Below are 16,138 nucleotides of genomic sequence, written 5' to 3'. Positions count from 1 at the left end.
TTGCCTAACACGATGGCATTACCTACCCTAGTGGCCTTTCCCCAGCAATGAGACAGGGCCATGTCAGAACACGAAACCGCCGGCGAAGGCCGCTTCAACAGCATCGAGATCCGTATTCTCGGCTCGCTGATCGAGAAGCAGGCCACCAGCCCGGAAAGCTACCCGCTGACACTCAATGCCCTGGTCCTGGCCTGCAACCAGAAGACCAGCCGCGAGCCGGTGATGAACCTCACCCAAGGCCAGGTCGGCCAGGCCCTGCGCGCCCTCGAAGGGCAAGACATGACGCGCCTGCAGATGGGCAGCCGCGCCGACCGCTGGGAGCACCGGGTGGACAAGGCGCTGGAACTGGTGCCGGCGCAACTGGTGCTGATGGGCCTGATGTTCCTGCGCGGGCCGCAAACCCTCAATGAACTGCTGACCCGCAGCAACCGCCTGCACGACTTCGACGATACCGAGCAGATCCAGCACCAGCTGGAGCGCCTGGTCTCGCGCGGCCTGGCCTTGCACCTGCCGCGCCAGGCCGGCCAGCGGGAGGACCGCTACACCCATGCCTTGGGTGACCCGGCGGAAATCGAGGCGATACTGGCTGCGCGGCAGCAGGAAGGTAGCGCACGCAGTAGCGGCGGCAATGTGTCGGAAGAACGCATCGAAGCCCTCGAGGCCCGCATCGCGGCGCTGGAAGCACGCCTGGCCGAACTGGAAGGCTGAGCCGTCACGGCTCGGGGTCGGGGAAGTTGCGGCAGCTTTTGCGCTCGGCCAGCTCCTGGTCACTGGGGCGCTGATCGACGAACACGGTGCGGCCGTCGGCGTAGATTTCCAGGTAGCCCCAGTGCAGGTCCTGCTCTTGCTGCCCGGGCTGTGGGGGGACTAGCCACCAGGGTTCGCGGCTGATCAGGGTCATGGGTGTGATTCCTGAGGGGGTCTACAACAATCATAGACATCCTCGGGCTTTGCTTGTACCGGCCCTTTCGCGGCTAAAGCCGCTCCCACAGGGATCTGCACAGTTTTCAAAATCTGCGCAGTACCTGTGGGAGCGGCTTTAGCCGCGAAAGGGCCGGTACAGGCTTACGCCGGTGCCGAAGTGCGGATCAGGTGGTCAAAGGCCGCCAGCGAAGCCTTGGCCCCCTCACCCACCGCAATCACGATCTGCTTGTACGGCACAGTCGTCACGTCACCCGCCGCAAAAACACCCGGGATGCTGGTTTGGCCCTTGGCGTCGACGATGATCTCGCCACGTGGCGACAGCTCGACGGTGCCTTTCAGCCAGTCGGTGTTCGGCAGCAGGCCGATCTGCACGAAAATGCCTTCCAATGCCACTTCATGCTGCTGGTCGTTGGTGCGGTCCTTGTAGCGCAGGCCGGTCACTTTTTCGCCATTGCCCAGTACTTCGGTGGTCAGCGCACTGGTGATCACTTTCACGTTCGGCAGGCTGTGCAACTTTCGCTGCAGTACCGCATCGGCACGCAACTGGCTGTCGAACTCGATCAGGGTTACCTGAGCGACGATACCGGCCAGGTCAATAGCCGCTTCCACACCCGAGTTGCCACCACCGATCACCGCCACGCGCTTGCCTTTGAACAGCGGGCCATCACAGTGCGGGCAGTAAGCTACGCCACGGGCGCGGTATTCCTGCTCGCCCGGCACGTTCATTTCGCGCCAGCGGGCACCGGTGGCCAGGATCACGGTCCTGGCCTTGAGCGAGGCGCCGCCGGCCAGCCGTACTTCGTGCAGGCCGCCATCGGTGGCCGGGATCAGCGCTTCACCACGCTGCAGGTTCATGATGTCCACGTCGTACTGCTTGACGTGTTCTTCCAGCGCCGTGGCCAGCTTCGGCCCTTCGGTTTCCTGTACCGAGATGAAGTTCTCGATGGCCAGGGTATCGAGCACCTGGCCGCCGAAACGCTCGGCCGCAATACCAGTGCGGATGCCTTTACGCGCGGCATAGATGGCTGCCGAGGCGCCGGCCGGGCCACCGCCGACCACCAACACATCGAAGGCGTCCTTGGCGTTGATCTTCTCGGCCTGGCGAGCACCGGCGCTGGTGTCGATCTTGCCGAGGATTTCTTCCAGCCCCATGCGGCCCTGGCCGAACACTTCGCCGTTCAGGTAGATGCTCGGCACCGCCATGATCTTGCGCGATTCCACTTCCGCCTGGAACAGCGCGCCGTCGATGGCCACATGGCGCACGTTGGGGTTGAGTACCGCCATCAGGTTCAGCGCCTGGACCACGTCCGGGCAGTTCTGGCACGACAGCGAGAAGTAGGTTTCGAAGGTGTACTCGCCTTCCAGCGCCTGGATCTGCTCGATCACTTCGGCACTGGCCTTGGAGGGATGGCCGCCGACTTGCAGCAGTGCCAGCACCAGCGAGGTGAATTCGTGGCCCATGGGAATGCCGGCGAAGCGCAGGCTGATGCTTTTGCCATCAAGGGCAGCACCCGGGCGATTCAGCGAGAACGAAGGACGACGGGCATCGGTACCGTCCGCGCTGAAGGTAATGAGGTTCGACAGGCCGGCAATTTCCACCAGCAGGTCGTGCAATTCGCGGGACTTCGCGCCGTCGTCGAGGGAAGCAACGATCTCGATCGGCTGGGTGACCCGCTCCAGGTAGGTTTTCAGTTGCGATTTAAGCGTGGCGTCCAACATACGGGGCGATTCCTTTTTCAAAACTCGGATACAAAAACGCCCAGGCGAGCTCGCCCGGGCGTTTTGGCGGGGCGGTAATTACTTCAGCTTTGGCGGCTGCTCACCGCCCGCGACTGGCGCATGGACTTAGATCTTGCCGACCAGGTCCAGCGATGGCGCCAGGGTGGCTTCGCCTTCTTTCCACTTGGCCGGGCAAACTTCGCCTGGGTGAGCGGCAACGTACTGGGCGGCCTTCACTTTACGCAGCAGTTCGGCAGCATCGCGGCCTACACCACCGTCGTTCAGTTCGACGATCTTGATCTGGCCTTCCGGGTTGATCACGAAGGTACCGCGATCGGCCAGGCCGGCTTCTTCGATCAGCACGTCGAAGTTGCGCGAGATGACGTGGGTCGGGTCACCGATCAGTGGGTATTCGATCTTGCCGATGGTGTCCGAAGTGTCGTGCCAGGCTTTGTGGGTGAAGTGGGTGTCAGTGGACACGCCGTAGATTTCCACGCCCAGCTTCTGGAACTCGGCGTAGTTGTCAGCGAGGTCACCCAGCTCGGTCGGGCAGACGAAGGTAAAGTCGGCCGGGTAGAAGAACACGACAGACCACTTGCCTTTCAGGTCTGCTTCGCTGACCTGGACGAACTCGCCCTTATGGTAGGCGGTGGCGTTGAACGGTTTGACCTGGCTGTTGATGATTGGCATGAGAGACGCTCCTTCATGGGGTTGGAATCAGTTGATGGAGAGAATCCTAACCGCTGGTCCCGATAAAGGCTCATTGGCAAAGCTCATGCTTGTGATTGGTTTTCGCTATAAACGGGGTGTATTAATAGAAGGGAATGGGCTGAGCAAAGGATTGCGCAGTGTGTAGCCTTTGCAGCGGCTGCTTTTTGTGGGAGCGGCCTTGCGGCCCTTTCGCGACACAAGGCCGTTCCCACAGGGGAATATGTTCAGCGCGTGGCTGTGCGCATGGTCACGAACTCTTCGGCAGCCGTCGGGTGCACGCCAATGGTTTCGTCGAACTGCTGCTTCGTCGCACCGGCCTTCAGGGCAACGCCCAGGCCCTGGATGATCTCGCCCGCGTCGGGGCCGACCATGTGGCAGCCCAGCACCTTGTCGGTCTCGGCATCTACCACCAGCTTCATCAGGGTCTTTTCCTGGATGTCGGTCAGGGTCAATTTCATCGCGCGGAAGCGGCTTTCGAACACCTGCACCTTGTGCCCGGCCTCTAGTGCCTGTTCCTCGGTCAGGCCCACGGTGCCGATGGGCGGCTGGCTGAACACCGCGGTGGGGATGTTCTGGTAGTCCACCGGGCGGTATTGCTCGGGCTTGAACAGGCGCCGCGCTACGGCCATGCCCTCGGCCAGAGCCACCGGAGTCAGTTGCACGCGGCCAATCACGTCGCCAATGGCCAGGATCGACGGCGCGGTGGTCTGGTACTGCTGGTCAACGCGAATGTAACCGCGTGCATCCAGCTCGACGCCAGTGTTTTCCAGGCCCAGGTTGTCCAGCATCGGGCGCCGGCCGGTGGCATAGAACACACAGTCGGTGACCAGCTCGCGGCCATCCTTGAGGGTGGCCTTGAGGCTGCCGTCCTCGAGCTTGTCGATGCGCTGGATGTCGGCATTGAACTGCAGGTCGAGGCCGCGTTTTTCCAGTTCTTCCTTCAGGTGCGTGCGCACCGAACCATCGAAACCACGCAGGAACAGGTCGCCACGGTACAGCAGCGTGGTAGCCACCCCCAGGCCCTGGAAAATGCCAGCGAACTCGACGGCGATGTAGCCACCACCCACCACCAGCACCCGGCGTGGCAGGTCCTTGAGATAGAAGGCTTCGTTGGAGGTGATGGCCAGTTCCTTGCCCGGGATGTCCGGTACCTGTGGCCAGCCACCGGTGGCGATGAGGATGTGCTCGGCGGTGTAGCGCTGGCCTTCCACTTCCACTTCATTGGCACCGGTCAGACGCGCATGGCCCTGCAGCAGGGTGACCCCGCTGTTGACCAGCAGGTTGCGGTAGATGCCGTTGAGGCGCTCGATTTCCCGGTTCTTGTTGGCAATCAGGGTGCCCCAGTCGAAATGCCCTTCTTCTAGGGTCCAGCCGAAACCTGCGGCCTGCTCCAGTTCGTCGGCAACGTGCGCGCCGTACACCAGCAGTTTTTTCGGCACGCAGCCGACATTGACGCAGGTACCGCCCAGGTAGCGGCTCTCGGCAACCGCCACCTTTGCACCAAAGCCGGCGGCAAACCGCGCCGCGCGTACACCACCGGACCCGGCGCCAATCACGAACAGATCAAAATCGTAGGCCATGTATTCAGTCTCCTAGGCAGGCGCCCAGCATAACGCCGTTGCCCGCCGCAAACAAAAAAGCCACCCCGAAGGGTGGCTTTCAGGCCAGCAGGACTTATCAGTAAGCCTTGCCAGTCTTGTAGTAGTTCTCGAAGCAGAAGTTGGTCGCATCGATGTAGCCTTCGGCGCCACCGCAGTCGAAACGCTTGCCTTTGAACTTGTAGGCGATCACGCAGCCGTTCTGCGCCTGTTGCATCAGTGCGTCGGTGATCTGGATCTCGCCACCTTTGCCCGGTTCGGTGTTGGCGATGATGTCGAAGATGTCCGGGGTCAGGATATAGCGGCCGATGATCGCCAGGTTCGACGGGGCATCTTCCGGCTTTGGCTTCTCGACCATGTTGGTGACGCGGAAAATGTCGTCACGGATCATGTCGCCGGCGATCACGCCGTACTTGTTGGTTTCCTGCGGGTCGACTTCCTGGATGGCGACGATCGAGCAACGGAACTGCTTGTACAGCTTGACCATCTGGGTCAGTACACCGTCACCTTCCGGGTTCACGCACAGGTCGTCCGCCAGCACCACGGCGAACGGCTCGTCACCGATCAGCGGGCGGCCGGTGAGGATAGCGTGGCCCAGGCCTTTCATTTCGGTCTGGCGGGTGTAGGAGAACGAGCACTCGTCGAGCAGGCGACGGATACCAACCAGGTATTTTTCCTTGTCGGTGCCCTTGATCTGGTTTTCCAGCTCGTAGCTGATGTCAAAGTGGTCTTCCAGAGCGCGCTTGCCGCGACCTGTGACGATGGAGATCTCGTTCAGACCGGCATCCAGTGCCTCCTCAACGCCATACTGGATCAGTGGCTTGTTGACCACCGGCAGCATTTCCTTGGGCATGGCTTTGGTAGCGGGCAGGAAGCGAGTGCCGTAGCCGGCTGCCGGGAACAAGCATTTTTTGATCATATACGTCCTTACAAAAGGCTAGGCCTGTGGAATTCGGCGCAGTCTAATCAGGCGGCAGTCACCTTACAATGCCCCCACCCGTGCCGACCGATGCCATGATAGAGATAACCCAGTGTAGATAGTTCCGGGGGATCGTAAATATTGCTGTCATCCATGACCGTTGGATGACAGCAAATGGGGATCGCCTCAGCTACCGGTGCCCTGTCCGATCAGCACGCCATCGACCTTCTGCCCATACAGGTTCACCCCGTCATTGGCATGGAACTTCACTCGCGTCTTCTCGATAGAACCTTCCACCAGCCGCGGATCCTGCGGCCGTTCGTGGCGGTTGATCCAGGCTGCCACATCCCAGGCCTGCTGATCACTCAGGCTGCCCGGTTTGCCAAGCGGCATGTTGTACTTGATGAACGACGCCGCGGTGTTGATGCGGTGCATACCGGCGCCCCAGTTGTAGGAATCCTTGCCCCACAGCGGCGGCATCACATACTCGCCCGCCACCTTCTGCCCTTCACCGTTGTCGCCGTGGCAAATCGCACACTGCTCGCCATAAACCTGCTGACCACGCTTGAAGTCGTATCCACCCTTGGGCTGCGGCACCTCCGGGTAACCACGCCCGGCAATCTCCACGCCGGTCGGGGCCTTGGTCGACAGCCAGTACGAATACACCGCCAACGCCGTCATCTGCGGGCTGTCGGCCGCAGGCGGCTTGCCGTTCATGCTGAACTGGAAGCAGCCCTGGATACGCTCGGCGTAGGTATTGACCTTGTCGTTTTTCTTGCGGTATGCGGGGTACATCGGGTACGCCCCCCACATCGGCGCGGAATGCGCCAGCCGCCCCTGGTCAAGATGGCAGTTGCTGCAGTTCATGCCGTTGCCCACTGCCTCGGGCATCAACCTGCGGGTGTCGACGAACAGAGCATGGCCCTCGCGCACCATCTTGCCAAAGGCGTTGTCCGGCAAGTCGCTTTCCGCTGGCGGCACGAACTGTGGCGCGGCCTGCACGCCAGGCACCTTCAACTGCGACTGGTCTTCCATGGCAATCTGGGCGGCCTGGGCGCTGCCCATGGCCAGCAGCAGCAGGGCTGGAATCATCGGTTTCATGGCTTGACCTCCTGGCTGGCTGGGCGGGCGAAGAACTCGGCAACGGCCTTGATCTCGTCATCGGTCATGGCTTTGGCCACGCCGACCATCAGCTGGTTGGGGTCGTTGCTGCGGTTGCCGTCACGCCAGGCATTGAGCTGCGCCACAAGGTAACTGGCGGGCTGGCCGGCCAAAGGCGGGAAGTGCTCGCCAACCCCGCCACCGCCTGGGCCATGGCATTGCACACAGCCAGGAATCTGCCGGCTCCAGTCGCCGTACAGGGCCATGCGGGTGGTTGGGTCATCGGCAATCTGTTGCCGACGCAGGTCGCCTGCGGGGTCTGCCGGCAGGCTGGCCAGGTAGGTGCTGACCGCCTTGATCTCATCCTCGGTCAGGGCCTTGGCAAGCGGCTCCATCACCGGCTGCTTGCGGCTGCCGCTGCGCCAGTCATGCAATTGCTTGCTGAGGTAGGCGGCCGGTAGCCCGGCCAGGCGCGGGAACCCGGCAGCGGCAATGCCCTTGCCGTCCGGGCCATGACAACCCAGGCAAGCCATGGCGGCGGGATTGGCCCCGCCCTGGGTGAAGACTTTCTGGCCATCGGCGGCATGCGCCGTGGGCCAGGCCAGGATCAGCAGGCTGCCGATCACGGCGCGACTCAACGGTGTCATCACGAATCTCCTTTTCTATTGTTATAAGCTTAGGCTTAAAACATATAAGCAAAAGGAGCATTATCCGTTGCCCTGGATCAACTACCAGAGATGCATTGGGTGGCTGCGGTGCGCACATCGCCCAGGCGCAGCGGGAAGTTGTTAAGCCGCTCATGCAGCTTGATGCTGCTGCCGCTGCCACGCTTGTCGATATCCACCAGCGCCGCCGGGCCCACGCCCGAGCTGATCTTCTGCGGCACGATCAGCCGCAGGCCATCGCCACGCTGCTCTTCCACCAGCGGGTCGCGGGTATCGGCCAGTTTCTGCTTGACGCAATCGGCATACGCGCGCGGGGACTTGCCGGAGATGACATCCAGCGTTTCACGCGATTGTTCCAGTTCCGTAACACTCACACAGCCACCCAGCGTCACCGCCAGCGCCGCCACCATCCATTTCATTTGCAGCACCTCTGCCTTCAAGAATCCGGTTCGACCACGGCCAGGCCGTTTTGCTCCCTGCTTTGGCAGATTTATCTGCGCCTGGCGGAACAGCGCGGCAGTGTAACCCGACATCGTGGTATCGTTTGCCTTTGCAGAACCAATCCTTGCGGAGCATCACATGAAATTCGTACACCAGCGCGAGCACCTGAACGAGGACGACATCGTCGTCATCGAGTGCTCCCAGCGCTGCAATATCCGCCTGATGAACGACGCCAACTTCCGCAGCTTCAAGAACGGCGGCCGTCATACCTACCACGGTGGCCATTTCGACAAGTTCCCGGCGAAGATCACCGTGCCCAGCACCGGTTTCTGGAACATCACCATCGATACCGTGACCACCCGCCCGATCTCGGTTACCCGCAAGCCAACCTTGACGCACAAGATCAAGATCGTCCGTCGTTCGTCGTCGAAACTCAGATAAGGCCACCATGACCCAGACCACCAAGTACGTCATCAAGTACAAACTCGACGGCCAGCGCCGCTGGGATTTCGCGCTGATGCCCGATGCCTCCCTCGAACAAGCCCTGGAAGCCCTGCGCAAGATCCACGGCGAAGACGCCGAGAAGATCAGCGACATCCAGGTCAGCAAAGCCTTGTAAAAAGCTGCCCCCGCCGCACCGCTCGCCCGCGCAAGGAGAACCGCATGAGCCACTGGCCCGACCGCCGCATCCTCGACCTGCTGGGCATCGAGTTGCCCATTCTCCAGGCCCCCATGGCCGGTGCGACGGGCTCGGGCATGGCCATCGCCGTGGGCCTGGCGGGTGGTTTGGGCGCCCTGCCCTGCGCCATGCTCACCGGCGACCAGGTGCGGGCCGAGATCGCCGCCTTCCGCGCCAGTTGCCCGGGCCGCCCGCTGAACCTGAACTTCTTCTGCCACCAGCCGCCAGCGCCCGATGCCGAGCGCGATGCGCGCTGGAAGCAGGCGCTCGCGCCGTATTACAGCGAGGTGGGTGCCGACTTCTCGGCCCCTACGCCGGTGTCCAACCGCGCGCCTTTCGACGAACAGAGCTGCCAGCTAGTCGAGCAACTGCGTCCGGAGGTGGTGAGCTTCCACTTCGGCCTGCCCCAGTCCGACCTGCTGCAACGGGTAAAGGCTAGCGGTGCCAAAGTGCTGTCCAGCGCCACCACCGTAGAGGAAGCCGTGTGGCTGGAGCGCCACGGCTGTGATGCGATCATTGCCATGGGCTATGAAGCGGGCGGCCATCGCGGCATGTTCCTCAGCGAGGACATTACCAGCCAGATCGGCACCTTCGCCCTGGTGCCACAGGTGGCCGATGCGGTCAGCGTGCCGGTGATTGCCGCCGGTGGTATCGGCGACCACCGCGGCCTGGTGGCGGCGCTGGCCCTGGGCGCCTCGGCAGTGCAGATCGGAACGGCTTACCTGTTCTGCCCCGAGGCCAAGGTCTCGCCGGCGCATCGCCAGGCCCTGGACAGCGCGCCCGCCAGCGACACGGCGCTGACCAACCTGTTCACCGGCCGACCGGCGCGTGGCATCAACAATCGCATCATGCGTGAGCTGGGGCCGATGAGCGACCTGGCGCCACGCTTCCCACTGGCCGGTGGGGCGTTGATGCCTTTGCGGGCGATTACAGATCCGCAGGGTAATAGCGATTTCAGCAACCTGTGGTCGGGGCAGGCGTTGCGGCTGGGCAGGCATATGCCGGCGGGCGAGTTGACCCGGGAGATTGCCGAAAAGGCGCTGGCCGTGCTCGGCCACCAGGCGTCTGCATAAGCAGGCTCGGCCTCTTCGCGGGTAAACCCGCCCCCATAGGTACTGCGCAACATTCAACTATTGTGGCGACCTTGTGGGAGATGGCCCAACCCTTTGGGCTGCGCTGTCGCGTAGATAACTGAAATTGCAAGCAATCCGCGTCCCCTGTGGGAGCGGCTTTAGCCGCGAAGAATCCAACGCGGTGCATGGCACCGGCTGCGCCGGTGTTCGCGGCTAAAGCCGCTCCCACAGGGTCCCTGCTAATTCAATGAGTTATGTGCAGTTCTATGAGAGCGGGTTTACCCGCGAAAAGGCCTGGCCTGCTGACGCATTACCTGACCCCTTCCCGGCCCATGGCCTATCGCTATATAGTTAAGGATATAACGATAGCCCCTAGGAGCTGCCTTAAATGCGTATCCGCCCGTACCGCCTGGCTGGCACCGCCCTGGCCAGCCTGCTCGCCTTCAACACTGCCTGGGCCGATGAAGTTCAGGTCGCGGTCGCAGCAAACTTCACAGCCCCCATCCAGGCCATCGCCAAAGACTTCGAAAAAGACACCGGCCACAAGCTGGTTGCCGCCTATGGCGCCACTGGCCAGTTCTACGCACAGATCAAGAACGGCGCGCCGTTCGAGGTATTCCTCGCTGCCGACGACAGCACCCCGGCCAAGCTCGAGCAGGAAAAGGCCATTGTCCCGGGTTCGCGCTTCACCTACGCCATTGGCACCCTGGCCCTGTGGTCGGCCAAGCCCGGCTATGTCGACGCCAACGGCGAAGTGCTGAAGAAGAACGCATTCAAGCACCTGTCCATCGCCAACCCGAAAACCGCACCTTACGGCCTGGCCGCCAGCCAGGTGCTGGACAAGCTGGAGCTTACAGAAGCCACCAGGCCCAAGCTTGTCGAAGGGCAGAACATCACCCAGGCATTCCAGTTCGTCTCCACCGGCAACGCCGAGCTGGGCTTTGTCGCCCTGTCGCAAATCTACAAGAACGGCAAGGTCGAAAGCGGCTCGGCCTGGATCGTTCCCTCGTCCATGCATGAGCCCATTCGCCAGGACGCGGTAATCCTCGAAAAAGGCAAGGACAACCCTGCTGCCAAGGCTTTGGTCGACTACCTGAAAGGCCCGAAAGCCGCGGCAGTGATCAAATCCTACGGTTATGAAATCTGATGCCACTGGACGCCAGTGACCTGGGTGCCATCTGGCTGACCGTGAAACTGGCCAGCCTGACCACCCTGATCCTGCTGATCGTCGGCACACCCATCGCCTGGTGGCTGGCGCGCACGTGCTCGTGGCTGCGCGGGCCGGTAGGCGCGGTGGTGGCCTTGCCGCTGGTGCTGCCACCCACGGTGATCGGCTTCTACCTGCTGATCGCCCTCGGCCCGCATGGTTGGCTGGGCCAGGCGACCCAGGCACTGGGCCTAGGCAGCGCTGTGTTCAGCTTCACCGGGCTGGTGATCGGCTCGGTGATCTACTCCATGCCGTTCGTTGTCCAGCCCCTGCAGAATGCCTTCGGCGCCATTGGCCAGCGCCCGCTGGAAGTGGCCGCCACGCTGCGCGCCAGCCCCTGGGACACCTTCGTCCACGTAGTGCTGCCGCTGGCTCGCCCAGGCTTCATCACCGCCGGCATCCTCGGCTTCGCCCATACCGTGGGCGAGTTCGGAGTGGTGTTGATGATTGGCGGCAACATCCCCGACAAGACACGCGTGGTCTCGGTGCAGATCTTCGACCATGTCGAGGCCATGGCCTATTCGCAAGCACACTGGCTGGCCGGTGCCATGCTGATGTTCTCGTTCCTGGTGCTGCTCCTGCTGTACGCTGGACGCCGCGGCAAAGCTGGCTGGAGCTGAAATGAGCGCATCGATTGTGGCGCGCCTGAAACTGGCGCGCGACGACTTCACCCTGGACGTCGACCTGCACCTGCCCGGGCGCGGCATCAGCGCGCTGTTCGGCCACTCCGGCTCTGGCAAGACCAGCTGCCTGCGGTGCCTGGCCGGGCTGGAACGGGCCGCCAGCGCCTACATCGAAGTCAACGGCGAAGTCTGGGAGGACAGCGCCCGCGGCTACTTCCAGGCACCGCACCTGCGCCCAGTGGGCTACGTGTTCCAGGAGGCCAGCCTGTTCCCGCACCTGTCGGTACGCGGCAACCTGGAGTTTGGCTGGCGCCGGGTAGCCGCTACCGAGCGCAAGGTCAGCCTCGACCAGGCTTGCCAGCTGCTGGGGATAGGCCACTTGCTGGCACGCCGGCCAGTGACCTTGTCTGGTGGCGAGGCGCAGCGGGTAGGCATTGCCCGCGCCCTGCTCAGCAGCCCGCGCCTGCTGTTGATGGACGAACCGCTGGCTGCCCTCGACGGGCCTCGCAAACGGGAGATCCTGCCCTACCTGGAACGCCTGCACGACGAACTGGACATCCCGCTGGTGTATGTCAGCCATGCCCAGGAGGAAGTGGCGCGGCTGGCCGACCACCTGGTGTTGCTGGAACAAGGCCAGGCGGTGGCCAGCGGCCCGATCGGCGAAACCCTGGCCCGCCTCGATCTGTCGCTGGCCCATGGCGAGGATGCCGGCGTAGTGTTCGAGGGCCTGGTGGTGGGGCATGACCCGCATTACGACCTGCTCGACCTGCGCCTGCCCGGCAACGACGGGCCGCTGCTGCGCATCGCCCACCCGGCCCAGGTGATGGGCAGCACCCTGCGGATCAAGGTGCAGGCCCGTGACGTCAGCCTGGCCCTGGCAGCCGACAGCACTTCGAGCATCCTGAACCGCCTGCCGGTGCGCGTGCGCGAAAGCCGCCCGGCCGCCAACCCGGCCCATGTGCTGGTCAGCCTGGATGCCGGCGGCAATGCCCTGCTCGCGCGCATCACCCGCTTCTCGGCAGACCAGCTCGGCCTGCACCCGGGCCAGGTGCTGTTTGCCCAGATCAAGTCGGTGGCCTTGCTGGGCTGAGCATCGGCCCCGTGGCTGGTGTCCATTGATCAGAGACCTGATCGAGGCCTGCCAACCATGCTCGACTGCCCCCTGCCGCCCACCCTGCACTACGTCGACGACAGCCAGCCGGGCCTGACCCGGCGGCGCTGGCGGGGCCGCTTCATCTACCTGGATGCCGATGGCCAGCGGGTGCGCGACAGCGATACCCTCGCTCGCATTGCCGCACTGGTGATCCCTCCGGCCTATACCGATGTGTGGATCTGCGCCGACCCGCAGGGCCACCTGCAAGCGACAGGTCGCGATGCCCGTGGCCGCAAGCAATACCGCTACCATGTGCAGTGGCGCGAAGTACGCGATCAGCACAAGTACGGGCGCATGCTGGCGTTTGCCCAGGCCCTGCCGAAGCTGCGCGCACAACTGCAAGCCCACCTTGCCAGGCCAGGGCTGGACCGGGAAAAGGTGATGGCGCTGGTGATCAGCCTGCTGGACCACACCCTGATCCGCATCGGCAATCAGCGCTACCTGCGTGACAACCAGTCCTATGGCCTGACCACCCTGCGCAACCGCCACGTCGAGGTGAAGGGCAGCAGCATCCGCTTCCAGTTCCGCGGCAAGCGCGGCGTCGAGCATGACGTCAGCCTCAACGATCGGCGCCTGGCCAACCTGCTCAAGCGCTGCATGGAACTGCCAGGGCAAGCGCTGTTCCAGTACCTGGACGAAGACGGCCAGCGCCATAGCGTCGGCTCTAGCGAGGTCAACCAGTTTCTGCAACAGCTGACTGGCGCCGACTTCACCGCCAAGGACTACCGCACCTGGGCCGGTAGCAGCCTGGCCCTGGACCTGCTCAGGCCCTTGGCCTGGGAGCCCGAGAGCGAAGCCAAACGCCAGGTCGCCGCCATCGTCCGCCAGGTTGCCACACGCCTGGGCAATACACCGGCGGTGTGCAGGCGCTGCTACATCCACCCGGCCGTACTTGAACACTATGCCCTGGGGCGTCTGGCCAACTTGCCGAAAAACCGTGTACGCAAAGGCCTGGACCGTGAAGAAGTGGCCTTGCTGGTATTTCTTCAGGCACTCGAGGAACAGGATGACCATTGAACAGGTCTATTCAGCCGATGATGCGAAGAAATTTCCCATTACCAGCCAAGCCCCCTATTCTTGCCATCGAGCACCTTGGCCTACAAACCGCTAGCGGTTTGCTTCGGCACCTGCGACTGAAGACACGCAACAGAATTTGTCTGTCGGGGAATTACTATCCGCCGAAAGCGTCTTTAATGAGAAGGAAGAGGGACAAGCTCCCGCCGACGTGGCAACTAGCCCGACGGACTTTTACATCACCAAGGAGAACTACATGCTGATACTCACCCGCAAGGTTGGCGAAAGCATCGTCATCAACGATGACATCAAAGTCACCATTCTGGGCGTCAAAGGGATGCAGGTGAGGATCGGGATCGATGCACCGAAAGATGTCCAGGTCCATCGCGAAGAGATCTTCAAGCGTATCCAGGCCGGTAGCCCCGCCCCGGAAAAGCACGACGACTCGCACTGAGCGACCTGCCTCAAGCCGCACGGACGCGCTTGATCGCCCCGCGCCTCAGGTGCCCAGCAGTTCGCGCACCTTGGCGATCATACAGTCCATGTCGAACGGTTTGTCGAACACCGCGGCGAACAGTTCCGGGCATCCCTGGTTGGCCTGCGCGCCACTCATGAGGATGACCGGCAACTCGCTCAAGGCCGGGTCTTCACGCATCGCGCGCACCAGCTCCTCACCGTTGAGCAGCGGCATCATGTAGTCGGTGATAACCAGCTGCACGCGCTTTTCCTTCAGCGCCTCCAACGCCTTGCAGCCGTTGCTCGCCTTTTCTACCAGGAAACCTTCATCCTCCAGGGCGAAACCGAGGATGTCGGCGATCAGGTACTCGTCATCGACGATCAGGATGGTGTTCATCGGCCCACCCCGTCACCCACTCCCCTGCGGCACCGGCGTTCCCGAGAGCACACCACAGGCACCTTCGAACGCCTTGCGCAGGGTAATGCCCTGCGGCCCGATCAGCAGCTCATGCAAGGCAGGGTCATGGTGGCTGTCACGCACCTTGAGGATCGACAGCATGCGCCGCAGTTGCGAATCCAGTTCGACGAAGCGCATCAGCATCAGGTTGTCGACGATGCTGGACAGGTCCGGGGCCGGGGCGCTGATTTCCGCGCCGAAGATGTCGCGCATTTCCCAGGTCAGCATCACGCTGACATCGCGCGCGCGCAACTCGCCGGTCAGGGCGCGGAAAAACGCATTGAGCCGGGCCGGGTCGGTGGCCAGGCGGCTGAACGCCCCCAAGCTGTCGATCAGCACGCGCTTGCTGCCTTGCGCCTCGACCCGCTCCAGCAGGCGCGCACCAACCTGGTCCAGCAGGCCCTCGGTGGTCGGCTGCCAGCACAGTTGCAGGCTGCCGCTTTGCTCCATGGCGGCAAAATCGTGCCCCAGCGTCGCGGCCTTGATACGCAGGCGTTCCGGCGTTTCGTAGAAACCGAAATGCAGCCCCGGCGCCTGCGGGGTGCTGGCGCCGAGAAATGCCAGGCCCAACGACGTCTTGCCAATCCCCGAGGGCCCGATCAGCAAGCTGACCGAACCGGTGGCCAGGCCGCCACCGAGCATTTCATCCAGGCTTTCCACCCCGCTGCTGATGCGCTCCAGGATGGCGCTGCCCGCCTGGCTGGGGTGGCTGAACAGGGATTCCAGGCGGGGGAAGACGTGCATGCCAGCTTCATCGATGAGGCATTCATGGCGCCCTGACAACGCCGCGCTGCCCCGCGTCTTGCGCAGCTGGATATGGCGCACGGCGCGGCTGCCGAACAGTTGCTCGCCCAGTTCGATCACGCCGTCGACCATGGTGTGCTCCGGGCTGCCCTCTTCCAGCCGAGCGCTGGTCAGCAGCAGCACGGTACAACCGGCAAAGGCCGCATGGCCCTGCAGTTCGGAGACGAACTTCTTGGTGTCTAGCGCGGTTTCCGCACGCACCCGGGCATTGAGCACGCCATCGACGATCAGCAGGCTGGCCTGCTGGCGGGCGATTTCCTGGCGCAGCAGCCGTACCACGGCGTCCAGGCCTTCCTGTTCCAGGGTGTCGAAGGCACTGACAAACTGGATCGGGTCGCCGACCAGCGCCGGGTCGAAGAACTCCAGGGTCGCCAGGTACTGAAACAGCCGCTCGTGCGACTCGCTCAGTAAGGTGGCCACCAGCACCCTGCCACCGGCGCGCACATGCCCACAGGCCAACTGGTTGGCCAGGATGGTCTTGCCGGCCCCCGGCGGGCCCTGGATGATGTAGGACGCGCCGGCCACCAAGCCCCCCTGGAGCAATGCATCGAGCCCTTCGATCCCCGTCACCAGCCGCCTGAGTGCCTGTGCCAT

At 63.1% G+C, this 16,138-nt stretch carries 19 protein-coding genes; 9 read left to right on the top strand and 10 right to left on the bottom strand.

Features of this window, described 5'->3' with window-relative positions; translation table 11 throughout:
- Positions 1-60: 60 nt before the first annotated feature.
- Entirely contained in the window at positions 61-708 is a 648-nt protein-coding gene (locus CAY82_RS04415; protein WP_087500088.1) for a YceH family protein, read from the top strand.
- Positions 709-712: 4 nt separating this feature from the next.
- Here the strand turns inward: CAY82_RS04415 and CAY82_RS04410 are convergent, their stop codons facing one another.
- From CAY82_RS04410 to CAY82_RS04375, 8 genes are all read right to left on the bottom strand, one after another.
- Positions 713-901, bottom strand: coding sequence for a hypothetical protein (locus tag CAY82_RS04410; RefSeq protein WP_087500087.1), 189 nt, complete (start codon positions 899-901; stop codon positions 713-715).
- A gap of 164 nt (positions 902-1,065) precedes the next feature.
- Positions 1,066-2,643 carry an alkyl hydroperoxide reductase subunit F gene (gene ahpF, locus CAY82_RS04405; RefSeq protein ID WP_087500086.1) on the bottom strand — a complete coding sequence of 526 codons (1,578 nt, stop codon included), beginning with the start codon at positions 2,641-2,643 and terminating at the stop codon, positions 1,066-1,068.
- Positions 2,644-2,769: 126 nt separating this feature from the next.
- A complete protein-coding gene (gene ahpC / locus CAY82_RS04400) occupies positions 2,770-3,333 on the bottom strand; it encodes an alkyl hydroperoxide reductase subunit C (protein ID WP_003250537.1) in 564 nt (187 codons plus the stop codon).
- Positions 3,334-3,578: 245 nt separating this feature from the next.
- Positions 3,579-4,934, bottom strand: coding sequence for a glutathione-disulfide reductase (gorA, locus tag CAY82_RS04395; RefSeq protein ID WP_087500085.1), 1,356 nt, complete (start codon positions 4,932-4,934; stop codon positions 3,579-3,581).
- A gap of 97 nt (positions 4,935-5,031) precedes the next feature.
- The gene (gene galU / locus CAY82_RS04390) at positions 5,032-5,871 is read right to left on the bottom strand and encodes a UTP--glucose-1-phosphate uridylyltransferase GalU (protein WP_087500084.1); all 840 of its coding nucleotides are present in this window, start codon (positions 5,869-5,871) and stop codon (positions 5,032-5,034) included.
- Positions 5,872-6,057: 186 nt separating this feature from the next.
- Positions 6,058-6,972 carry a c-type cytochrome gene (locus CAY82_RS04385; protein WP_087500083.1) on the bottom strand — a complete coding sequence of 305 codons (915 nt, stop codon included), beginning with the start codon at positions 6,970-6,972 and terminating at the stop codon, positions 6,058-6,060.
- Positions 6,969-7,619: a cytochrome c gene (locus CAY82_RS04380; protein ID WP_087500082.1), complete on the bottom strand. Its 651-nt coding sequence runs from the start codon at positions 7,617-7,619 to the stop codon at positions 6,969-6,971. The genes CAY82_RS04385 and CAY82_RS04380 overlap by 4 nt, the downstream gene beginning before the upstream one ends.
- A 77-nt stretch (positions 7,620-7,696) precedes the next feature.
- A complete protein-coding gene (locus tag CAY82_RS04375; RefSeq protein ID WP_025339668.1) occupies positions 7,697-8,056 on the bottom strand; it encodes a hypothetical protein in 360 nt (119 codons plus the stop codon).
- A 160-nt stretch (positions 8,057-8,216) separates the two neighbouring features.
- Between CAY82_RS04375 and CAY82_RS04370 the strand changes: the two genes are divergently transcribed.
- The 8 genes from CAY82_RS04370 (at position 8,217) to csrA (ending at position 14,281) form a co-directional block, all read left to right on the top strand.
- Positions 8,217-8,519: a DUF1883 domain-containing protein gene (locus CAY82_RS04370; protein WP_004375922.1), complete on the top strand. Its 303-nt coding sequence runs from the start codon at positions 8,217-8,219 to the stop codon at positions 8,517-8,519.
- Positions 8,520-8,526: 7 nt separating this feature from the next.
- Positions 8,527-8,697 (top strand): hypothetical protein, encoded by a 171-nt coding sequence (locus CAY82_RS26615; RefSeq protein WP_013973186.1) that lies wholly within the window; start codon positions 8,527-8,529, stop codon positions 8,695-8,697.
- A gap of 44 nt (positions 8,698-8,741) precedes the next feature.
- The gene (locus CAY82_RS04360) at positions 8,742-9,830 is read left to right on the top strand and encodes a nitronate monooxygenase family protein (protein WP_087500081.1); all 1,089 of its coding nucleotides are present in this window, start codon (positions 8,742-8,744) and stop codon (positions 9,828-9,830) included.
- A 388-nt stretch (positions 9,831-10,218) separates the two neighbouring features.
- Complete coding sequence (gene modA, locus CAY82_RS04355) at positions 10,219-10,977, top strand: molybdate ABC transporter substrate-binding protein (RefSeq protein WP_087500080.1); 759 nt, start codon at positions 10,219-10,221, stop codon at positions 10,975-10,977.
- Entirely contained in the window at positions 10,977-11,657 is a 681-nt protein-coding gene (modB, locus tag CAY82_RS04350; protein ID WP_087500079.1) for a molybdate ABC transporter permease subunit, read from the top strand. Before modA ends, modB begins: the two co-directional genes overlap by 1 nt.
- Position 11,658: 1 nt before the next feature.
- On the top strand, positions 11,659-12,750 hold the full coding sequence (gene modC, locus CAY82_RS04345) for a molybdenum ABC transporter ATP-binding protein (protein WP_087500078.1): 1,092 nt from the start codon (positions 11,659-11,661) through the stop codon (positions 12,748-12,750).
- A 57-nt stretch (positions 12,751-12,807) separates the two neighbouring features.
- Positions 12,808-13,830, top strand: a complete 1,023-nt coding sequence (locus CAY82_RS04340) for a DNA topoisomerase IB (RefSeq protein WP_087500077.1) — start codon at positions 12,808-12,810, stop codon at positions 13,828-13,830.
- A 253-nt stretch (positions 13,831-14,083) separates the two neighbouring features.
- Positions 14,084-14,281, top strand: a complete 198-nt coding sequence (csrA, locus tag CAY82_RS04335; RefSeq protein ID WP_004375914.1) for a carbon storage regulator CsrA — start codon at positions 14,084-14,086, stop codon at positions 14,279-14,281.
- 45 nt (positions 14,282-14,326) lie between these two features.
- On the opposite strand, the gene CAY82_RS04330 is transcribed toward csrA, so the two are convergent.
- Both CAY82_RS04330 and CAY82_RS04325 read right to left on the bottom strand, forming a co-directional pair.
- Complete coding sequence (locus CAY82_RS04330) at positions 14,327-14,680, bottom strand: response regulator (RefSeq protein WP_087500076.1); 354 nt, start codon at positions 14,678-14,680, stop codon at positions 14,327-14,329.
- A gap of 12 nt (positions 14,681-14,692) precedes the next feature.
- Complete coding sequence (locus tag CAY82_RS04325; protein WP_087500075.1) at positions 14,693-16,138, bottom strand: ATPase domain-containing protein; 1,446 nt, start codon at positions 16,136-16,138, stop codon at positions 14,693-14,695.

The sequence above is a fragment of the Pseudomonas sp. SID14000 genome (genome assembly GCF_002165135.1).
GTDB lineage: Bacteria > Pseudomonadota > Gammaproteobacteria > Pseudomonadales > Pseudomonadaceae > Aquipseudomonas.
Note: the sequence above shows the minus strand (reverse complement) of the source record. Positions and strands in the feature narration are given on the sequence as shown.